At 52.2% G+C, this 19,691-nt stretch carries 24 protein-coding genes; 10 read left to right on the top strand and 14 right to left on the bottom strand.

The features are described from left to right. Positions 1 to 42 precede the first annotated feature (42 nt). A complete protein-coding gene (ftsH, locus tag OGY04_RS02605; protein WP_003025013.1) occupies positions 43 to 1,977 on the bottom strand; it encodes an ATP-dependent zinc metalloprotease FtsH in 1,935 nt (644 codons plus the stop codon). A gap of 99 nt (positions 1,978 to 2,076) precedes the next feature. After that, on the bottom strand, positions 2,077 to 2,706 hold the full coding sequence (rlmE, locus tag OGY04_RS02600; RefSeq protein ID WP_003025015.1) for a 23S rRNA (uridine(2552)-2'-O)-methyltransferase RlmE: 630 nt from the start codon (positions 2,704 to 2,706) through the stop codon (positions 2,077 to 2,079). A gap of 125 nt (positions 2,707 to 2,831) precedes the next feature. Here rlmE and yhbY point away from each other — a divergent pair, with 125 nt between their 5' ends. Then, positions 2,832 to 3,125 (top strand): ribosome assembly RNA-binding protein YhbY, encoded by a 294-nt coding sequence (yhbY, locus tag OGY04_RS02595; RefSeq protein ID WP_003025016.1) that lies wholly within the window; start codon positions 2,832 to 2,834, stop codon positions 3,123 to 3,125. Between the two features lie 153 nt (positions 3,126 to 3,278). Here the strand turns inward: yhbY and greA are convergent, their stop codons facing one another. Further along, positions 3,279 to 3,755, bottom strand: a complete 477-nt coding sequence (gene greA, locus OGY04_RS02590; protein WP_003025019.1) for a transcription elongation factor GreA — start codon at positions 3,753 to 3,755, stop codon at positions 3,279 to 3,281. Between the two features lie 248 nt (positions 3,756 to 4,003). Here greA and dacB point away from each other — a divergent pair, with 248 nt between their 5' ends. Beyond that, positions 4,004 to 5,437, top strand: coding sequence for a serine-type D-Ala-D-Ala carboxypeptidase (gene dacB, locus OGY04_RS02585; RefSeq protein WP_032945109.1), 1,434 nt, complete (start codon positions 4,004 to 4,006; stop codon positions 5,435 to 5,437). Between the two features lie 105 nt (positions 5,438 to 5,542). Here the strand turns inward: dacB and cgtA are convergent, their stop codons facing one another. The 4 genes from cgtA to rplU form a co-directional block, all read right to left on the bottom strand. After that, complete coding sequence (gene cgtA, locus OGY04_RS02580) at positions 5,543 to 6,715, bottom strand: Obg family GTPase CgtA (protein WP_003828732.1); 1,173 nt, start codon at positions 6,713 to 6,715, stop codon at positions 5,543 to 5,545. A 15-nt stretch (positions 6,716 to 6,730) separates the two neighbouring features. After that, positions 6,731 to 7,696, bottom strand: a complete 966-nt coding sequence (locus tag OGY04_RS02575) for a DMT family transporter (RefSeq protein ID WP_218658909.1) — start codon at positions 7,694 to 7,696, stop codon at positions 6,731 to 6,733. Between the two features lie 127 nt (positions 7,697 to 7,823). After that, positions 7,824 to 8,081 (bottom strand): 50S ribosomal protein L27, encoded by a 258-nt coding sequence (gene rpmA / locus OGY04_RS02570; protein WP_003025030.1) that lies wholly within the window; start codon positions 8,079 to 8,081, stop codon positions 7,824 to 7,826. A gap of 19 nt (positions 8,082 to 8,100) precedes the next feature. Beyond that, a complete protein-coding gene (rplU, locus tag OGY04_RS02565; protein WP_003025032.1) occupies positions 8,101 to 8,412 on the bottom strand; it encodes a 50S ribosomal protein L21 in 312 nt (103 codons plus the stop codon). Between the two features lie 258 nt (positions 8,413 to 8,670). Here rplU and ispB point away from each other — a divergent pair, with 258 nt between their 5' ends. Next, entirely contained in the window at positions 8,671 to 9,642 is a 972-nt protein-coding gene (gene ispB, locus OGY04_RS02560; protein ID WP_003839953.1) for an octaprenyl diphosphate synthase, read from the top strand. Between the two features lie 220 nt (positions 9,643 to 9,862). Continuing rightward, on the top strand, positions 9,863 to 10,147 hold the full coding sequence (sfsB, locus tag OGY04_RS02555; protein ID WP_003025035.1) for a DNA-binding transcriptional regulator SfsB: 285 nt from the start codon (positions 9,863 to 9,865) through the stop codon (positions 10,145 to 10,147). A gap of 56 nt (positions 10,148 to 10,203) precedes the next feature. Here the strand turns inward: sfsB and murA are convergent, their stop codons facing one another. The 7 genes from murA to mlaF form a co-directional block, all read right to left on the bottom strand. Then, a complete protein-coding gene (gene murA, locus OGY04_RS02550) occupies positions 10,204 to 11,463 on the bottom strand; it encodes a UDP-N-acetylglucosamine 1-carboxyvinyltransferase (RefSeq protein WP_003839949.1) in 1,260 nt (419 codons plus the stop codon). A 53-nt stretch (positions 11,464 to 11,516) separates the two neighbouring features. Further along, positions 11,517 to 11,771, bottom strand: coding sequence for a BolA family iron metabolism protein IbaG (gene ibaG, locus OGY04_RS02545; protein ID WP_003025040.1), 255 nt, complete (start codon positions 11,769 to 11,771; stop codon positions 11,517 to 11,519). A gap of 169 nt (positions 11,772 to 11,940) precedes the next feature. Beyond that, the gene (mlaB, locus tag OGY04_RS02540) at positions 11,941 to 12,234 is read right to left on the bottom strand and encodes a lipid asymmetry maintenance protein MlaB (protein ID WP_003025045.1); all 294 of its coding nucleotides are present in this window, start codon (positions 12,232 to 12,234) and stop codon (positions 11,941 to 11,943) included. After that, entirely contained in the window at positions 12,234 to 12,869 is a 636-nt protein-coding gene (gene mlaC, locus OGY04_RS02535; protein WP_008785928.1) for a phospholipid-binding protein MlaC, read from the bottom strand. Before mlaC ends, mlaB begins: the two co-directional genes overlap by 1 nt. A gap of 18 nt (positions 12,870 to 12,887) precedes the next feature. Further along, complete coding sequence (mlaD, locus tag OGY04_RS02530; RefSeq protein ID WP_003828747.1) at positions 12,888 to 13,445, bottom strand: outer membrane lipid asymmetry maintenance protein MlaD; 558 nt, start codon at positions 13,443 to 13,445, stop codon at positions 12,888 to 12,890. A 4-nt stretch (positions 13,446 to 13,449) separates the two neighbouring features. Then, entirely contained in the window at positions 13,450 to 14,232 is a 783-nt protein-coding gene (gene mlaE, locus OGY04_RS02525) for a lipid asymmetry maintenance ABC transporter permease subunit MlaE (protein WP_003025053.1), read from the bottom strand. 7 nt (positions 14,233 to 14,239) lie between these two features. Further along, on the bottom strand, positions 14,240 to 15,052 hold the full coding sequence (mlaF, locus tag OGY04_RS02520; protein ID WP_003828749.1) for a phospholipid ABC transporter ATP-binding protein MlaF: 813 nt from the start codon (positions 15,050 to 15,052) through the stop codon (positions 14,240 to 14,242). Positions 15,053 to 15,267: 215 nt separating this feature from the next. Here mlaF and OGY04_RS02515 point away from each other — a divergent pair, with 215 nt between their 5' ends. The 6 genes from OGY04_RS02515 to lptB are packed head-to-tail and all read left to right on the top strand — an operon-like array spanning position 15,268 to position 19,653. Then, complete coding sequence (locus OGY04_RS02515) at positions 15,268 to 16,245, top strand: calcium/sodium antiporter (RefSeq protein ID WP_003828751.1); 978 nt, start codon at positions 15,268 to 15,270, stop codon at positions 16,243 to 16,245. A gap of 13 nt (positions 16,246 to 16,258) precedes the next feature. After that, positions 16,259 to 17,245, top strand: coding sequence for an arabinose-5-phosphate isomerase KdsD (gene kdsD, locus OGY04_RS02510; RefSeq protein WP_003025063.1), 987 nt, complete (start codon positions 16,259 to 16,261; stop codon positions 17,243 to 17,245). 20 nt (positions 17,246 to 17,265) lie between these two features. After that, positions 17,266 to 17,832, top strand: coding sequence for a 3-deoxy-manno-octulosonate-8-phosphatase KdsC (gene kdsC / locus OGY04_RS02505; RefSeq protein WP_032945113.1), 567 nt, complete (start codon positions 17,266 to 17,268; stop codon positions 17,830 to 17,832). After that, a complete protein-coding gene (gene lptC / locus OGY04_RS02500; protein WP_008785932.1) occupies positions 17,829 to 18,404 on the top strand; it encodes an LPS export ABC transporter periplasmic protein LptC in 576 nt (191 codons plus the stop codon). Before kdsC ends, lptC begins: the two co-directional genes overlap by 4 nt. After that, positions 18,373 to 18,921, top strand: coding sequence for a lipopolysaccharide ABC transporter substrate-binding protein LptA (gene lptA, locus OGY04_RS02495; RefSeq protein ID WP_071444703.1), 549 nt, complete (start codon positions 18,373 to 18,375; stop codon positions 18,919 to 18,921). Before lptC ends, lptA begins: the two co-directional genes overlap by 32 nt. Before the next feature lie 6 nt (positions 18,922 to 18,927). Further along, the gene (gene lptB, locus OGY04_RS02490; RefSeq protein ID WP_003828761.1) at positions 18,928 to 19,653 is read left to right on the top strand and encodes an LPS export ABC transporter ATP-binding protein; all 726 of its coding nucleotides are present in this window, start codon (positions 18,928 to 18,930) and stop codon (positions 19,651 to 19,653) included. Positions 19,654 to 19,691 lie beyond the last annotated feature (38 nt).

The following is a 19,691-nucleotide window of genomic DNA, read 5'->3' as shown; positions in this document are numbered from 1 at the left end:
CCCAGGGTTTTCAATTAAAACACGGTCATCATCAACGATAACTTATTTGTCGCCCAGTTGCTCTGACATAGTGCCAGAGTCCGGCGCACGCGGTTCATCAACCGGACGCGGTGCACTCGGCTTACCGGTGCTACCAGAGTTGTTGTTAGAAGAACCCGGTTCTTCCCAACCCGCTGGCGGACGTACGTCGCGGCGAGCCATTAGATCGTCAATCTGCGGCGCATCGATGGTCTCATATTTCATGAGCGCATCTTTCATTGAGTGCAGAATGTCCATGTTTTCGTTCAGCAAACGACGTGCACGGTCATAGTTACGCTCAATCAGCAGCTTAACTTCCTGATCGATAATGCGAGCGGTTTCATCGGACATGTGTTTCGCTTTCGCCACAGAACGTCCCAGGAACACTTCGCCTTCTTCTTCAGCGTACAGCAACGGACCGAGTTTATCGGAGAAGCCCCACTGAGTAACCATGTTACGCGCCAGATTAGTCGCGACTTTAATGTCGTTCGACGCACCGGTAGAAACATGTTCAGCACCGTAGATGATCTCTTCCGCCAGACGGCCACCGTACAGTGTGGAGATCTGACTTTCCAGTTTCTGACGGCTGGCGCTGATTGCGTCGCCTTCAGGCAGGAAGAAGGTCACACCCAGCGCACGACCGCGCGGGATAATCGTTACTTTGTGCACCGGATCGTGTTCCGGTACCAGGCGACCGATAATCGCGTGGCCAGCTTCGTGATACGCGGTAGATTCTTTCTGCGCTTCCGTCATCACCATGGAGCGACGTTCCGCACCCATCATGATTTTGTCTTTCGCTTTTTCGAACTCAACCATCGACACTACGCGCTTGTTGCCACGAGCAGCAAACAGCGCCGCTTCGTTCACCAGGTTCGCGAGGTCCGCACCGGAGAAGCCAGGTGTGCCACGTGCAATGATTGCCGCATCGATATCCGGAGACAGCGGTACGCGACGCATATGCACTTTCAGGATCTGTTCACGACCGCGAACGTCTGGCAGACCAACCACAACCTGACGGTCGAAACGGCCTGGACGCAGCAGCGCAGGGTCAAGAACGTCCGGACGGTTAGTTGCCGCGATAACGATAATACCTTCGTTACCTTCGAAGCCGTCCATCTCAACCAGCATCTGGTTCAGCGTCTGTTCACGTTCATCGTGACCACCGCCCAGACCTGCGCCACGCTGGCGACCTACGGCGTCGATTTCATCGATGAAGATGATGCACGGTGCCGCTTTCTTGGCTTGTTCGAACATGTCACGCACACGAGATGCACCGACACCCACGAACATTTCCACGAAATCAGAACCGGAAATTGTGAAGAATGGAACCTTCGCTTCACCTGCGATAGCTTTCGCCAGCAGGGTTTTACCCGTACCCGGAGGACCAACCATCAGGACGCCTTTCGGGATTTTACCGCCCAGTTTCTGGAAACGGCTCGGTTCGCGCAGATACTCAACCAGCTCAGCGACTTCTTCTTTTGCTTCGTCACAACCCGCAACGTCAGCAAAAGTCGTTTTGATCTGATCTTCCGTCAGCATGCGCGCTTTGCTCTTGCCGAACGACATGGCACCTTTGCCACCACCGCCCTGCATCTGACGCATGAAGAAGATCCAGACACCAATCAGCAGCAGCATTGGGAACCAGGAAATGAAGATAGAAGCCAGCAGGCTCGGCTCTTCAGGTGGTTCGCCAACAACCTTGACGTTTTTGGTCAGCAGGTTATCAAGCAGCTTCGGATCGTTAACCGGGATGTAGGTCGTGTAACGGTTACTATCTTTCTTGGTAACGTTAATCTCACGTCCGTTGATCTTCGCTTCACGAACCTGGTCCTGATTGACCTCTTGCAGGAAGGTAGAGTAATCAACCTTACGGCCATTAGACTCGCTGGGCCCAAAGCTCTGGAATACTGACATCAGCACAACGGCAATGACCAGCCAGAGAATTAGGTTTTTCGCCATGTCACTCAAGGGATTAACCTCATATTACAACTGTGTTAAAAACAGCGTCAGGATACTCTATATCCAGTTTCTTTCAAACTTTCGTTTGAAATCTGCCGGTTATGGTTTACGCCCGGTCGCTACAATATACACTTCACGCGAACGGGCGCGAGAAGAGTCCGGCTTACGAACTTTGACCTTCGTAAACAGGGAGCGAATCTCTCTTAGATACTCATCGAAGCCTTCGCCCTGGAACACCTTCACTACAAAACTACCACCTGGCGCTAATACATCACGAGCCATTCCAAGCGCCAGCTCTACCAGATACATGGCCCGGGGAATATCCACCGCCGGTGTTCCACACATATTTGGCGCCATATCAGACATGACAACTTGTACTTTACTGTCACCTACGCGTTCAAGTAACGCTTTCAGGACTAATTCATCACGAAAGTCGCCCTGAAGGAAGTCCACACCAACGATTGGATCCATAGGTAAAAGATCGCAAGCGATAATGCGGCCGGTGTTGCCGATCTGCGTAACTGCATATTGCGACCAGCCACCGGGTGCAGCACCGAGATCAACTATCGTCATCCCCGGTTTAAAAATTTTGTCACTTTGCTGTATTTCATCAAGTTTAAACCAGGCACGGGAACGTAACCCCTTTTTCTGCGCCTGTTGAACATATTTATCGCTAAAGTGTTCCTGAAGCCAGCGACTCGAGCTGGCAGAACGCTTTTTACCTGTCATTTCACATTCCCAAAGGGCAGTTCATCGTAACCAATGGTGTAAATTTCTACACAGCTATTTGGTGATATATGGGAGATGGCGGTAGAATGACCCGTTTTCAATCCCAACGTAAGCAAAAATATACGATGAATCTGAGTACTAAACAAAAACAGCACCTGAAAGGTCTGGCACATCCGCTCAAGCCTGTAGTTATGCTTGGCAATAATGGTTTGACCGAAGGGGTACTGGCCGAGATTGAACAAGCGTTAGAGCACCATGAACTTATCAAGGTGAAAATCGCCTCGGAAGATCGCGATACTAAAACCTTGATCGTGGAAGCTATCGTACGCGAAACCGGCGCCTGCAATGTACAGGTCATCGGCAAAACGCTGGTACTGTATCGCCCGACTAAAGAACGTAAAATCTCGCTGCCACGCTAAGAATATCCCAAAGTTGCACACGAAGTTTGTGTAAAACGCGGGGTTTTCCGCTAGCAGGAGAGCAAAATGCCACGCTCTCTTCGTTGATAAAAGGCCGCTATGCGGCCTTTTTCCTTTCTTTACAATGTATCAACATCTTAACCAAGATGCGAATTACAGGTATTCTACCTTCGTCACTTCATATTCCACTTCGCCGCCCGGCGTTTTGATAACTACGACGTCATCCTGCTCTTTACCGATCAGGCCACGAGCGATAGGCGAGTTCACTGAAATCAGGTTCTGTTTAAAATCGGCTTCATCATCGCCGACAATACGCCAGGTCTGCTCTTCATCGTTATCGAGATTCAGAACGGTAACCGTCGCACCGAAAACAACGCGGCCATTGTTCGGCATTTTAGTAACGTCGATTACCTGCGCGTTGGACAGTTTAGCTTCGATATCTTTAATGCGTCCTTCGCAGAAACCCTGCTGTTCGCGCGCCGCGTGATACTCCGCGTTCTCTTTCAGGTCACCGTGCTCACGCGCTTCAGCGATAGCGGCAATAATTTCAGGACGGCGCACAGATTTCAGAAAATCCAGCTCTTCGCGCAGTTTTTCAGCACCACGTAAGGTCATCGGGATAGCTTGCATTTGTTATACCTCTTGAACATTCCTGTAGGGGGTAGTTGCTCTCACCCCGGCTGCTAAGCCCACCCTGGCGTGTGTCATACCAGAGTCAGAAGCAAAAAAATACCGACCCGGGGCTCAAGGTCCCAGGTCAGCTACAATTCTCTATTTGATGATCATTTTACCCTGGAGTTCCTTATGGGTCATCGTTTACTTTTTGGGGCGTTGCGCCGTAGTATGACGGCCTGTTTCCAGGTTGTTAGCGCGAGATTATGCGATTTTCCAGATTTACCATCGGATTGACTGCCAGTATAGCGTTCAGCGTTCAGGCTGCGAACGTCGACGAGTATATCAATCAGCTCCCTGCCGGGGCCAACCTCGCCCTTATGGTACAGAAGGTTGGCGCTCCTGCACCCGCTATTGATTTTCATAGCCAGCAGATGGCGCTGCCCGCCAGTACCCAGAAAGTAATCACCGCGCTGGCGGCATTGATTCAGCTCGGGCCTGACTTTCGTTTTACCACCACGCTTGAGACCAAAGGCAGCGTGGAAGGCGGCGTATTGAAAGGTGACTTAGTGGCACGATTTGGTGCCGATCCGACGCTAAAACGCCAGGATATTCGCAATATGGTGGCAACCCTGAAAAAATCAGGTGTGACGCAAATTGCCGGGAATGTCCTGATCGACACCTCTATTTTTGCCAGTCATGATAAAGCGCCCGGCTGGCCCTGGAACGACATGACGCAGTGTTTTAGTGCACCGCCCGCAGCGGCTATTGTCGATAGAAACTGTTTCTCAGTTTCACTCTACAGCGCGCAAAAACCCAACGATCTCGCCTTTATTCGCGTGGCATCTTATTACCCGGTCACCATGTTCAGTCAGGTGCGTACTCTCGCCCGAGGTTCTGCGGAAGCGCAATATTGTGAACTGGATGTAGTTCCCGGCGATCTCAACCGCTATACGCTGACCGGATGCCTGCCACAACGTGCCGATCCGCTGCCGCTGGCGTTCGCCATTCAGGACGGTGCCAGCTATGCCGGGGCAATTATCAAAGATGAGCTAAAACAAGCAGGTATCACCTACAGCGGTACACTGCTGCGGCAGACGTTGGTCAACGAACCAGGAACGGTGGTCGCCAGTAAGCAGTCTGCGCCGCTACATGACCTGCTTAAGATTATGCTGAAAAAATCGGACAACATGATTGCCGATACCGTTTTCCGTATGATTGGTCATGCCCGATTTAACGTGCCGGGCACCTGGCGGGCGGGTTCTGACGCCGTGCGCCAGATTTTGCGTCAGCAGGCAGGCGTCGATATCGGCAACACTATTATTGCCGACGGTTCTGGCCTCTCCCGCCATAACCTGATTGCCCCAGCGACCATGATGCAGGTGCTGCAATATATCGCTCAACACGATAACGAGCTGAACTTTATCACTATGCTGCCGCTGGCGGGCCACGACGGCTCTCTGCAATACCGTGCGGGTCTGCATCAGGCTGGTGTGGATGGCAAAGTATCGGCGAAGACAGGCTCGCTGCAGGGGGTTTATAACCTCGCAGGTTTCATCACCACGGCAAGCGGCCAACGCATGGCATTCGTGCAGTATTTATCTGGTTATGCGGTAGAGCCAGCTGACCAGCGTAATCGCCGTATTCCGTTGGTGCGCTTCGAGAGCCGGTTGTACAAGGATATTTATCAGAACAACTAAATGGGTAATTTGATTGCCGGATGGCGGCATTAACGTGCCTTATCCGGCCTACAGTGAGACCTGGAAACAAAAACCCCGGCAACATGGCCGGGGTTTTTAATGCGATTAACGCTTGTAGATGAACTCAACGCCTTCTTCGTCGTCTTCGTCCCAATCGTCATCCCAGTCATCTTCCGCTTCGTCTTCGACTTCAGCGAGCTGCTGGCGGTGATAATCATCCCACATGAACTCAACTTTCTCTGGCTGTTTCGCTTCTTCAGCCTGAACAATCGGGTTCTCGATGATAAAGGTCATCACATCCCAGCAGAGATCTTTCACGCCCAGTTGGCTGGCGGCAGAGATCAGGTAATATTTACCTTCCCAACCCAACGCTTCGGCGATCGCTTTCGCTTTCTCTTCCGCTTCAGCCTTGTCCATCAAATCAATTTTGTTGAACACTAACCAGCGCGGTTTAGATGCCAAATCCTGACTGTATTTTTCCAGTTCGCCAATAATGATACGGGCGTTTTCAACTGGATCAGAGCCATCAATCGGATCGATATCGATGAGGTGAAGCAGTACACGGCAACGTTCCAGGTGTTTCAGGAAGCGGATACCCAGGCCTGCGCCTTCAGCCGCGCCTTCAATCAGTCCCGGAATGTCGGCAACCACGAAGCTCTTTTCGTTGTCCATACGCACCACGCCCAGGCTCGGCACCAGGGTGGTAAACGGATAATCAGCGACTTTCGGCTTCGCCGCGGACACCGCACGGATAAACGTCGATTTTCCGGCGTTTGGCATGCCCAGCATACCCACGTCTGCCAGCAGCATCAGCTCCAGCATCAGATCGCGCTTATCACCCGGCGTACCCATTGTTTTCTGACGCGGAGTACGGTTAACCGAGGATTTGAAACGGGTGTTGCCCAGACCGTGCCAGCCACCTTTAGCGACCATCAGACGCTGACCGTGTTTGGTCATGTCGCCCATGGTTTCGCCCGTGCCCTGATCGATAACACGCGTACCAACAGGTACTTTAATGGTAACGTCTTTGCCACGCTTACCGGTGCAATCACGGCTCGCGCCATTCTGACCACGTTCCGCACGGAATGATTTTTCAAAACGGTAATCGATCAGCGTGTTCAGGTTTTCGTCGGCTTCCAGCCAAACGTCACCACCGTCACCACCATCACCACCGTCCGGACCGCCTTTTGGGATGTACTTTTCGCGGCGGAAGCTGACGCAACCATTACCGCCATCACCTGCAACGACCAGAATCGATGCTTCATCAACAAACTTCATTTTACTCTCCGTAAATCATTCGCCTGAGCGGGGTTGCGAAACCACCGTTTCATGCTTACGTAAACCGCCCCAAATTCGATGACCAATGGCGGAATACATCGCGCCCGCAACCACGATAAACGCACCGAGATAACCTAATAGGTTTAGCATCGGTCTGGCGAAGAAATCGGGCCAGGCCAGTGATAATAAATCTGAAAATAACAACGTAAACAGCGGTGTGAGCGTGATAAGAGCGCTCACCTGCGCCGCATGCCAACGCGCCATTGCTTCCGCGAGAGCGCCATATCCTACCAGCGTATTCAGGCCGCAGAATATCAGGCATGCCAGCTGCCAGTCGCTGAGCTGCGTGATGACACCGGGTTTAGCCAGCGGCAACAACGCGATCGTACATAAAGTGTACAGTAAAAACAGGATCTGCGGTGATGCCAGGCGGCGCAATAACACCTTTTGCGCGACCCCATAGCTCACCCAGACCATCGCCGCACCGACACCAAAGATAACGCCCCAGGTGTAATCGGTGAGTCGGGTAAAAATTTCGATCAGACTGGTATTAAAAAACAGGACCAGACCGCTCAGAAGCATAATGGCGCCAATCACCTGCGTGCCGCGCATCTTTTCTTTCAGGATAAAGACGCTGGCGATCATCATACCAACCGGTGACAGCTGACCGATAACCTGCGAAGCCGTTGGGCTCAAATACTGCAAGGATGAACTAAACAGAATGAAGTTACCGAACAGCCCACCGGTTGCGATAGCCAGCAACACCAGCCAACGCGCTTTGCGAAAAATACGCAACGGAGGGAGCTTTTTTTTAACCGCAAGAATAGCGCCAAGGCCAACGCTTGCCATTAAAAAACGGTAGAACACCACGGTAGGAGGCTCCATCACCTCCAGCACTTGCTTCATTGCTATTGGCAAAGCGCCCCAACATACCGCCGTTGTGAGTGCTAACAGAATACCAATGCCTGCCTGCTGCTTCATGCCGTATTCCCTGCAAGGGCTCGTTTCCGGGTTGTCACGGCGCGACGAGCGTATTTACCGGCCGTCGAATGTAAAAAGCCCCGCAACGTGTTGCGGGGCTTTTATCCGTTACCGGGACGCGAAAAACTTATTCAGCAACGATGCTGATGAATTTACGGTTTTTCGGGCCTTTCACTTCAAATTTCACTTTACCGTCTGCTTTAGCAAACAGAGTGTGGTCTTTGCCGCAACCAACGTTGGAGCCAGCGTGGAATTTAGTACCACGTTGACGAACGATGATGCTACCAGCCAGAACTGTTTCACCGCCGAAGCGTTTTACGCCCAGACGTTTAGCTTCTGAATCGCGACCGTTACGAGTCGAGCCGCCAGCCTTTTTATGTGCCATTTAATCTGCTCCCCTTAACTTAAGCGCTGATGCCAGTGATTTTCACATCAGTGAACCACTGACGATGGCCCTGCTGCTTACGGTAGTGTTTACGACGACGAAACTTAACAATTTTAACTTTCTCGCCACGACCGTGAGCAACGACTTCAGCTTTGATAACGCCGCCATCAACGAAAGGAACGCCGATTTTGACTTCTTCACCGTTTGCGATCATCAGAACTTCTGCGAATTCAACAGATTCGCCAGTTGCGATGTCCAGCTTTTCCAGGCGAACGGTCTGACCTTCGCTTACTCGGTGTTGTTTACCACCACTTTGGAAAACCGCGTACATAAAAAACTCCGCTTCCGCGCACACCTTTTTGATGATTCAGAGTGCGCTATAAATATTCACAATAGGGCGCGAATATTACGCAAAACGCGAGCCTTTGACAAGTGCTACCGTCAATACATGAAGAAAAAAAACACAACACGTACGGTAACGTTTATCTACGGCGTTTTTTCAGTACAATCAGCATATATTTATAACCCTAAACCCGACGTTACCTTCCCACACAGTAAGGTAATCGGGGCGAGAAGCCCGGCTTTTGCGATGAATTTAGAAAAAATCAATGAGTTAACCGCGCAAGATATGGCGGGGGTCAATGCGACAATCCTTGAACAGCTCAATTCCGACGTTCAGTTGATCAATCAACTGGGGTACTACATCGTTAGCGGCGGCGGAAAACGCATTCGCCCAATGATCGCCGTCCTCGCCGCGCGGGCCGTTGGTTACCAGGAAAATGCGCACGTTACGATTGCGGCCCTCATCGAGTTTATCCACACAGCGACCCTGCTGCACGACGATGTTGTGGATGAGTCAGACATGCGCCGTGGGAAAGCTACGGCAAATGCGGCGTTTGGTAATGCGGCCAGCGTGCTGGTTGGCGATTTTATCTATACCCGTGCATTTCAGATGATGACCAGCCTTGGCTCGTTGAAAGTGCTGGAAGTCATGTCGAAAGCAGTCAACGTCATTGCCGAAGGTGAAGTCTTGCAGTTGATGAACGTCAACGACCCGGACATCACCGAAGAAAACTATATGCGCGTCATCTACAGTAAGACCGCGCGTTTGTTTGAAGCGGCAGCCCAATGTTCAGGTATTCTGGCTGGCTGTAGCGAAGAACAAGAAAAAGGGTTGCAGGATTATGGCCGTTATCTCGGTACCGCTTTCCAGTTAATTGACGATTTGCTGGATTACAGCGCAGATGGCGAGCAGCTGGGTAAAAACGTCGGTGATGACCTCAACGAGGGTAAACCAACGCTGCCACTGTTGCATGCCATGCGCCACGGCACCCCAGAACAAGCGCTAATGATCCGCCAGGCCATTGAGCAAGGTAATGGTCGTCACCTTCTGGAACCGGTTCTGGAAGCGATGAACGCCTGTGGGTCTCTGGAATGGACCCGTCAGCGGGCAGAAGAAGAGGCTGATAAAGCCATCGCTGCGCTGCAGGTGCTGCCCGATACGCCGTGGAGAGAAGCGCTGATTGGTCTGGCACATATCGCCGTGCAGCGCGACCGTTAATTCCCTACAGCATCCTCCCTCATCCCGTGCCCTGCACGGGATTTTCTTATAAGTTCCAGTAAGAATTTACCCCCTCCAGATAATCACGCAGAACCTTGGCATATTCTGAATATATACACAGCTTACATGAACATTTTAGAACATTCGTTCTTCGGGCGTTATAGTGTCGGCACAACCGATCGTGAAACCGTAAGCCGTTAACCAAAGGAGAGATGAATTGATGGAAAGCAAGCTGATTGACTGGCATCCGGCCGACATCATCGCCGGACTGCGCAAGAAAGGGACCTCAATGGCCGCTGAATCACGTAAAAATGGATTGAGTTCATCAACGCTGGCCAATGCGTTAACGAGACCATGGCCAAAAGGTGAGTTGATTATCGCCCGGGCACTGGGAACTGACCCCTGGGTGATTTGGCCGTCACGCTATCACGATGCCAAAACGCATGAGTTCATCGACAGAACGCGGATGATGAGGAGTCGCAGAGAGAAAAAGAATCCGGAATGAACATTGAGCTGTAACCCCCGGCCAACTGAACTGGGGGTTACAAGAGACGTTGACGATTACTCGCCTTTCACGCGCTCAATGTTTGCGCCCAGCGCACGCAGTTTATCTTCGATGCGCTCATAGCCGCGATCGATGTGATAAATACGGTCGACTACCGTCGTACCTTCAGCAATACACCCTGCCAGCACCAGGCTTGCAGATGCGCGCAGATCGGTCGCCATAACCTGTGCGCCAGAGAGCGTTTCCACGCCGTGGCAAATCACGGTATTGCTTTCGATTTCTGCGTGAGCGCCCATACGGCTCAGCTCAGGCACGTGCATAAAGCGGTTCTCAAACACGGTTTCCGTGATGAAGCCGGTCCCTTCTGCTACCAGGTTCAGCAACGTGAACTGGGCCTGCATGTCGGTAGGGAACGCCGGATGCGGTGCAGTACGCACATTGACCGCTTTCGGACGTTTACCGTGCATATCAAGGCTGATCCAATCATCACCCACTTCAATATCCGCACCCGCATCACGCAGCTTCGCCAGAACGGCATCCAGCGTGTCCGGCTGTGCATTACGGCAGATAATCTTGCCGCGAGAAATTGCCGCCGCCACCAGGAAGGTACCGGTTTCGATACGATCTGGCAGAACGCGATAAACACCACCGCCAAGACGCTCAACGCCTTCGATGGTAATACGATCGGTGCCCTGACCCGTGATCTTCGCGCCCAGCGCAATCAGGAAGTTCGCGGTATCCACAATCTCCGGCTCGCGCGCAGCGTTTTCGATGATGGTAGTGCCTTCGGCAAGCGTTGCTGCGCACATGATGGTGACCGTCGCGCCGACGCTCACTTTGTCCATGACGATATGCGCGCCTTTCAGACGGCCATCAACGGACGCCTTCACATAGCCTTCTTCCAGCTTAATAGTCGCGCCTAACTGCTCCAGGCCGGTAATGTGCAGGTCAACCGGACGTGCGCCAATGGTACAGCCACCCGGCAGTGAAACCTGGCCCTGACCAAAGCGGGCAACCAGCGGCCCGAGCGCCCAAATGGATGCACGCATGGTTTTCACCAAATCGTACGGCGCACAGAAGACGTTCACATCACGCGCATCGATGTGCACAGAACCATTACGCTCAACTTTCGCACCCAGCTGGCTCAGCAGCTTCATTGATGTGTCAACGTCCTTCAGTTTCGGGACGTTTTGGATCTCTACAGGTTCTTCAGCCAGCAGCGCCGCAAACAGGATCGGCAGTGCGGCGTTTTTAGCGCCTGAAATTGTGACTTCGCCCTGGAGCTTAGTTGGCCCCTGAACACGAAATTTATCCATTATTCTGTTCTCTGTTAAGAATTTATCTTCGCTACCGGCACATCACCCGTAGCTCAAAAACCGTTAAGTTTGCGATCGCGCGCCCATTCCGCTGGGGTAAACGCCTTAATCGACACGGCATGAATGCGGTTGTCCGCAATGTACTCCATCAACGGGCCATAGACCGATTGCTGCTTCTTGACCCGGCTCATGCCTTCAAACATCTCACCCACGGCAATAACCTGAAAGTGACTGCCGTCGCCAGAAACGTGGACTTCCTGGAGGGAGAGTGCATTCATCAGCACGCTCTGAATTTCATTATTTTCCATGGGCTCTTCATTCGTCAGATAGTGAAAACAGCCCAACATCTTAGAGCAAAGTGGCGCTGTCATAAATAAGCAAAAAGCCTCGCTGATAAATCAGACAAGGCTTTAGTGGCAGATCCCCCTCAGGGGTTTTGCCGGATAGCGGCACAAGACCTTATCCGGCCTGGAAAAATTAACGCGGAAGGACGTCGTCAGGCAGATTGTAAAGCTGCGCCAGCGTGTACACTTTATCGTTAACACCAGTGAGTGAAACGCTGTTTCCCTGCTGCTTGCCCTGATTAATCAGATGCAACAGTAACGCCAGACCGCCGGTATCTACCCGGGATACCTGGTTCAGGTCGATGCAGGATACCCCTTTCATCGCCTCAATTCGCGCATCCCATAATGGGTTTAACACGTCCTGATCCAGCTCCCCCACCAGCACCAGCTTGTCGCCTTCACGCGTCCAGGTGAGTGACTGCGTCATTATTTTTTCTCTTCCAGCGTGATTTTCTGCTGAGCAATAGATTTCAGCTGCGCCGTCAGGCCATCAATACCTTTGGTACGCAGCAGGTCGCTCCACTCATTTTGTTTGGTGGTGATCATACTTACGCCTTCAGCAATCATGTCATAAGCCTGCCAGTTACCGGTCTGGGAGTTTTTACGCCACTGGAAATCCAAACGTACCGGAGGACGACCGTTTGGATCGATGATGGTTACGCGGATAGGCACGATGGTCGCATCACCCAGCGGTTGCTCTGGTGCAATTTCATAAGTCTGGCCATGGTACATCGCCAGAGCCTGGCCGTAGGCCTGCTTCAGATATTCACGAAATGCGGCAAAATAGGCTTCACGCTGAGCAGGGGTCGCATCTTTGTAGTAGCGACCCAGTACCAGCGCACCCGCATATTTAACCTGCACGTATGGCAACAGTTCCTGATCGACAACCTGGCGCAGGTAATCCGGGTTTGCGCGGATTTTAGGTTGTTCATTCTTCAGACGGTCAAATGTCTTCTGCGCCGCCTCATTCATCTGTTTGTACGGGTTCGTTTGGTCGGCTGCAGTTGCTGCGCTAAGCGGGGCAATCACCAGCATAGCCACCATCATCAATCGTTTAAACATACGTCGATTCTCCTGAGATTATTTCGTTGCGCCCGCAGGCGTAGTGGCTTCATTATTGCCGTCAGTTGCGGCTGGCGCATCGCCAGAATTCTTATTGTCATCACCTTTACTGTTGCTGTTGTAAAGGAACTGACCAATCATATCTTCCAGCACCATCGCGGATTTCGTGTCCTGAATCGTACCGCCATCTTTGAGGATAGACGTTCCCAGCTCAGGATCTTCAAAACCCACATTCAATGCCAGATACTGTTCGCCCAGCAGACCGGAAGTACGGATGCTCAGAGAACTGGTGTCAGGAATATGGTTAAAACGCGATTCGATTTCCAGCGTCACGCGCGGCAGGTACGTTTTCGGATCTAACGAGATGTCCGATACGCGTCCAACTACCACTCCGCCAATCCGCACCGGAGAACGCTCTCTCAGGCCGCCGATATTATCAAAGGTCGCATAAATCGTGTAAGTCGGCTCAGTACGCATTGAGGTAACGTTCGCCGCCTTCAGGCAAACAAACAGCGCTGCCAGCAGCGCAACCAACAGGAATAACCCGACCCAAATTTCATTTTTTTTCGTTTGCATGAACTCAATTCCCAAACATCAGTGCGGTCAGCACAAAATCCAGCCCCAGAACGGCAAGAGAGGCGTGCACAACGGTGCGTGTCGTTGCCCGGCTAATCCCGGCAGAGGTCGGGATCGCATCATAACCATTGAACAATGCAATCCAGGTGACCGTAATGGCGAACACCACGCTCTTAATCAGACAGTTAACCAGGTCCAGACGCCAGTCGACGGCATTTTGCATAGCCGACCAGAAGAAGCCTGCATCAATACCCTTCCAGCTTACGCCAACCAGTGAACCACCCCAGATACCCACTGCGACAAAAATAATCGTCAGCAGCGGCAATGAAATGACGCCAGCCCAAAAACGTGGGGAAATCACCCGGCGCAGTGGATCGACGGCCATCATCTCCAGACTGGAAAGCTGTTCGGTCGCCCGCATCAGGCCAATTTCTGCGGTTAAGGCCGACCCGGCCCGCCCGGCAAACAGCAGCGCCGCAACAACCGGTCCCAACTCACGTAACAATGACAGTGCCACCAGCATACCGAGGCTGGTTTCCGCGCTGTAGGTGGTCAGCACCAGGTATCCCTGCAACCCCAGCACCATACCGATGAACACGCCAGAAACAATAATGATCAGCATCGATAAGACACCGACATTATAGAGCTGGCGTATCAGCAGCGGCGCATGTTTGCGAAACTCCGGCTTGCCGACAACCGCATTGAACAACATTAATCCGGCTCGCCCGAACGTCCTGAGGGTTTTTATTCCCCGATGTCCGAGTGATGCCAGCGCATTTAACAACATGGGTGGCTTAACTCCCTGTTTTGAGTAAATCGATGTGGTAGTCGCCCGCCGGGTAACGGAACGGAACCGGTCCATCGGCAATGCCGTCCAGGAACTGGCGTACGCGCGGATCGGCATTTTCTTGTAGTGCCTGAGCACTACCGTAGGCCACTATTTTTTTGTCCGCCATTATATAGGCGTAATCCGCAATACTCAGTACCTCAGGCACATCATGGGATACCACCACACAGGTGACGCCCAGCGCGCTGTTCAGTTCTGAAATCAGCTTCACCAGAACGCCCATGGTGATGGGATCCTGACCGACGAACGGCTCATCAAACATGATGAGGTCTGGCTCCAGCGCGATAGCACGTGCTAACGCGGCGCGACGCGCCATCCCACCGGATAATTCAGAAGGCATTAATTTGGCCGCACCCCGCAGGCCGACGGCCTCGAGCTTCATCATCACCGTGCTCTTCAGCAACGGCGCTGGCAACGTCGTATGCTCGCGCAGAGGGTACGCGACGTTGTCAAACACATTCATGTCGGTAAATAGCGCACCAGACTGAAACAGCATACTCATGCGCTTACGCACGGTAAATAAACGCGAACGGGACATGGCCGGGACGTTCTCACCGTCAAACAGGATCTCGCCCTTATCCGGGGGGATCTGTCCGCCAATCAGACGCAACAGCGTCGTTTTGCCGATGCCTGATGGCCCCATGATCGCCGTCACCTTACCGCGCGGTACCGTCAGGGAAATATTATCAAAGATGCAGCGGTCACCCCGGGAAAAGCTGACATCGCGCATATCGACTAGATTCGCCACAGACTGCCCCATTGATTCATCCTTTACTATTGCCTCGTTGATCGAAGAGTTTGGCGCTCAATTTAGCCATGAACTCAACATATTTACAGATTATTGCCTGTCCTGGTTAGCGAAAGCTGGCATTTGTTTTACTTTTTAGCCGCATAAAGTCAAAATTAAGACTTCGTTACGGCTTCCAGAAGATCCTTCAAGTGGACCGGCGAGTATACCTGAAGAAAGGACTTTAGATGCTTTTAGCGACGGCGCTGTTAATAATTGGTTTACTTCTGGTGGTCTACGGTGCCGACCGTCTGGTATTTGCCGCATCCATTTTATGTCGAAACTTCGGTATTCCTCCCATTATCATCGGAATGACCGTGGTCAGCATGGGTACGTCGTTACCCGAGATAATTGTCTCCGTTGCCGCATCGATGAATGGGCAACTCGATCTGGCTGTCGGGACCGCCATCGGTTCTAACATCACCAACATTCTGCTTATTTTAGGCCTGTCGGCGCTGATTCATCCTTTTACCGTGCATTCTGATGTTCTGCGTCGTGAATTACCGCTAATGTTGCTGGTAAGTATTTTAGCTGCATCCGTCCTGTATGACGGGCAGCTAAGCCGCAGCGACGGTTTCTTTCTTCTGCTTCTGGCCGTGCTATGGCTGCTATTCATTGTTAAAATCGCCCGTCTGGCCGAGCGACAAGGCAATGACAGCCTGACGCGTGAGCAGATAGCTGAGCTGCCGCGCGAAGGCGGATTACCGGTCGCATTTTTGTGGTTGGGCATTGCGCTGATTATTATGCCAATGGCAACACGTATGGTGGTGGATAACGCTACCGTACTGGCGAACTATTTCGCCATGAGCGAACTTACTATCGGGCTGACAGTGGTCGCCATTGGTACCAGCCTGCCGGAGCTGGCAACAGCGATTGCGGGTCTGCGTAAAGGTGAAAATGATATTGCCGTCGGTAACATTATCGGCGCAAACATTTTTAATATCGTTATCGTCCTCGGGCTACCGGCGCTGATTACGCCGGGTGAAGTCAATCCGATGGCCTTCACCCGTGACTATAGCGTCATGCTGCTGGTGAGCGTGATTTTTGCACTACTCTGCTGGCGACGTCCGCGCCAGATTGGTCGCGGCGCAGGTGCGCTGCTGACCGGCGGTTTTATCATATGGCTGGCGATGCTGTATTGGTTATCGCCACTTCTCGTTGGATAACTGGAAACGCATTATGTCGCACTTAGAGTTGCAACCGGGTTTTGACTTTCAGCAAGCAGGCAAGGAAGTCCTGGCAATTGAACGTGAAGGCCTGGCGGAGCTTGATCAGTACATCAACCAAAATTTTACCCTCGCATGCGAGAAAATATTCAGCTGCCCGGGCAAAGTGGTGGTGATGGGAATGGGGAAATCCGGCCATATTGGGCGGAAAATGGCAGCCACATTTGCCAGCACCGGCACCCCCTCATTTTTTGTACACCCAGGCGAAGCCGCACATGGCGATCTGGGTATGGTCTCGCCGCAGGATGTGGTCATCGCCATCTCTAACTCCGGTGAATCCAATGAGATAGCGGCGCTGATCCCGGTATTAAAACGTCTTCATGTACCGCTTATCTGCATGACCGGTCGTCCTGAAAGCAGTATGGCGCGTGCGGCAGATGTGCATCTGTGTGTTAAAGTGCCCAAGGAAGCTTGTCCGTTAGGTCTGGCACCGACCAGCAGTACGACAGCAACACTGGTGATGGGCGATGCCCTAGCGGTGGCATTATTAAAAGCGCGCGGCTTTACCGCGGAAGATTTTGCGTTGTCTCATCCCGGTGGCGCACTGGGCCGTAAGCTTTTACTGCGCGTTAACGATATTATGCATACGGGCGACGAGATCCCGCATGTGACCAAAAACGCCAGCCTGCGTGATGCCTTAATTGAGATCACGCGTAAAAATCTCGGCATGACCGTCATTTGCGATGATGCCATGAAGATTGACGGTATTTTCACCGATGGCGATTTACGTCGTGTCTTCGATATGGGCGTTGATGTACGCCAGTTAGGCATTGCCGATGTGATGACCCCTGGAGGCATTCGCGTGCGTCCGGGTATTCTTGCCGTCGATGCCCTGAACTTAATGCAGTCCCGCCATATCACCTCGGTAATGGTTGCTGATGGCGACCAATTACTCGGTGTGTTACATATGCATGATCTGCTGCGTGCAGGTGTAGTGTAAGAAACTCAAGGATAACGAAAATGAGTAAAGCAGGTGCGTCGCTTGCGACCTGTTATGGACCCGTCAGCGCAGACGTTATCACCCGGGCAGAAAACATCCGTTTGCTGATCCTGGATGTGGATGGCGTACTGTCTGATGGTCTGATTTATATGGGCAACAACGGTGAAGAGCTGAAGGCTTTTAACGTCCGTGATGGTTACGGAATTCGCTGTGCGCTCACTTCCGGTATTGAGGTTGCCATTATTACCGGACGAAAGGCTAAACTTGTAGAAGATCGCTGTGCCACTTTGGGGATCACCCACCTGTATCAGGGGCAGTCAGACAAACTGGTTGCCTTTGGCGATCTCCTTAGCAAACTGGCGATCGCGCCGGAGAATGTCGCCTACGTTGGCGATGACCTGATCGACTGGCCGGTGATGGCTAAAGTAGGATTAAGCGTCGCGGTGGCAGATGCCCACCCTCTGCTGATCCCGCGAGCCGATTATGTCACCCACATTGATGGGGGACGTGGCGCTGTGCGTGAAGTCTGCGATTTATTACTCCTGGCGCAGGGCAAACTGGACGAGGCCAAAGGGCAATCGATATGAGCAAAACCAGACGTTGGGTTATCATTCTACTGTCGCTGGCTGTCCTTGTGATGATTGGTATTAATCTGGCAGACAAAGATGACACCACTCAGGTCGTCGTCAATAACAACGAGCCAACCTATAAGAGCGAACATACTGATACCGTCGTGTATAGTCCGGAAGGCGCGCTGAGCTATCACTTGATCGCACAACACGTTGAATATTATTCGGAACAAGCGGTTTCGTGGTTTACTCAACCGGTATTAACCACGTTTGATAAGGATAAAGTACCGACCTGGACGATCAAGGCCGATAAAGCCAAATTGACCAACGATCGGATGCTGTATCTGTACGGCCATGTTGAGGTTAACGCCCTGGTGCCTGACTCTCAACTACGCAGAATTACGACCGATAACGCGCAGATTAACCTGGTGACACAAGACGTCACTTCCGATGATCTGGTGACGTTGTATGGCACAACATTTAACTCCAGCGGACTGAAGATGCGCGGCAACTTACGCAGCAAGAACGCCGAGCTGATTGAAAAGGTTAGAACCTCATATGAAATCCAAAACAAACAAACTCAGCCTTAATCTTTTACTTGCCAGCTCACTTCTGGCCGCCAGCATTCCGGCATTTGCCGTCACCGGCGATACCGAGCAGCCGATTCACATTGAGTCGGACCAGCAGTCCCTGGATATGCAGGGCAACGTGGTGACGTTTACTGGTAACGTGATTGTGACTCAGGGCACCATCAAAATTAACGCCGATAAAGTCGTCGTGACCCGCCCTGGCGGTGAAGACGGTAAAGAAGTGATTGATGGTTACGGTGATCCCGCCACCTTTTACCAGATGCAGGACAACGGTAAGCCGGTGAAAGGCCGCGCCTCACACATGCACTATGAACTGGCGAAAGACTTTGTCGTTCTCACCGGTAAGGCTTACCTGGAACAGCTCGATAGCAACATCACGGGCGATAAGATCACTTATCTGGTAAAAGAGCAGAAAATGCAGGCCTTCAGCGATAAAGGCAAACGCGTCACCACCGTTCTGGTTCCGTCGCAGTTGCAGGACAAAAACAAGGCTCCGGCAGAGAAAAAAGGTAACTGATTCGTTATGGCAACATTAACTGCAAAGAACCTTGCAAAAGCCTATAAAGGCCGTCGTGTGGTTGAAGATGTCAGTCTGACCGTCAACTCCGGGGAGATTGTCGGTCTGCTCGGTCCTAACGGTGCAGGCAAGACAACAACCTTTTACATGGTAGTCGGCATTGTCCCGCGCGATGCGGGCAACATTATCATTGATGACGAAGACATCAGTCTGCTGCCTCTGCATGCGCGCGCGCGTCGCGGCATCGGCTACTTACCGCAGGAAGCGTCTATTTTCCGTCGCCTGAGCGTGTTTGATAACCTGATGGCGGTACTGCAAATTCGTGACGATCTGACCAGCGAGCAGCGGGAAGATCGCGCTAACGAGCTGATGGAAGAATTCCACATCGAGCACCTGCGCGACAGCTTAGGTCAGTCGCTCTCCGGTGGTGAACGACGCCGCGTGGAGATCGCCCGCGCACTGGCCGCTAATCCGAAATTTATCCTGTTGGATGAACCGTTTGCCGGTGTTGACCCGATTTCTGTTATTGATATTAAACGGATCATCGAACACCTGCGCGACAGCGGCCTTGGCGTGCTGATTACCGACCATAACGTCCGCGAAACGCTGGCAGTGTGTGAGCGCGCCTATATCGTAAGTCAGGGGCACCTGATCGCGCACGGCACGCCAACAGAAATACTGCAGGATGAGCACGTTAAGCGCGTATACCTTGGGGAAGACTTCAGACTCTGATAGGGTAGAAGACTTCACGTCACTGCAGGAGAAAACAA

Source organism: Citrobacter sp. Cpo091, from assembly GCF_030332645.1.
Classification (GTDB): domain Bacteria; phylum Pseudomonadota; class Gammaproteobacteria; order Enterobacterales; family Enterobacteriaceae; genus Citrobacter; species Citrobacter portucalensis.
Note: the sequence above shows the minus strand (reverse complement) of the source record. Positions and strands in the feature narration are given on the sequence as shown.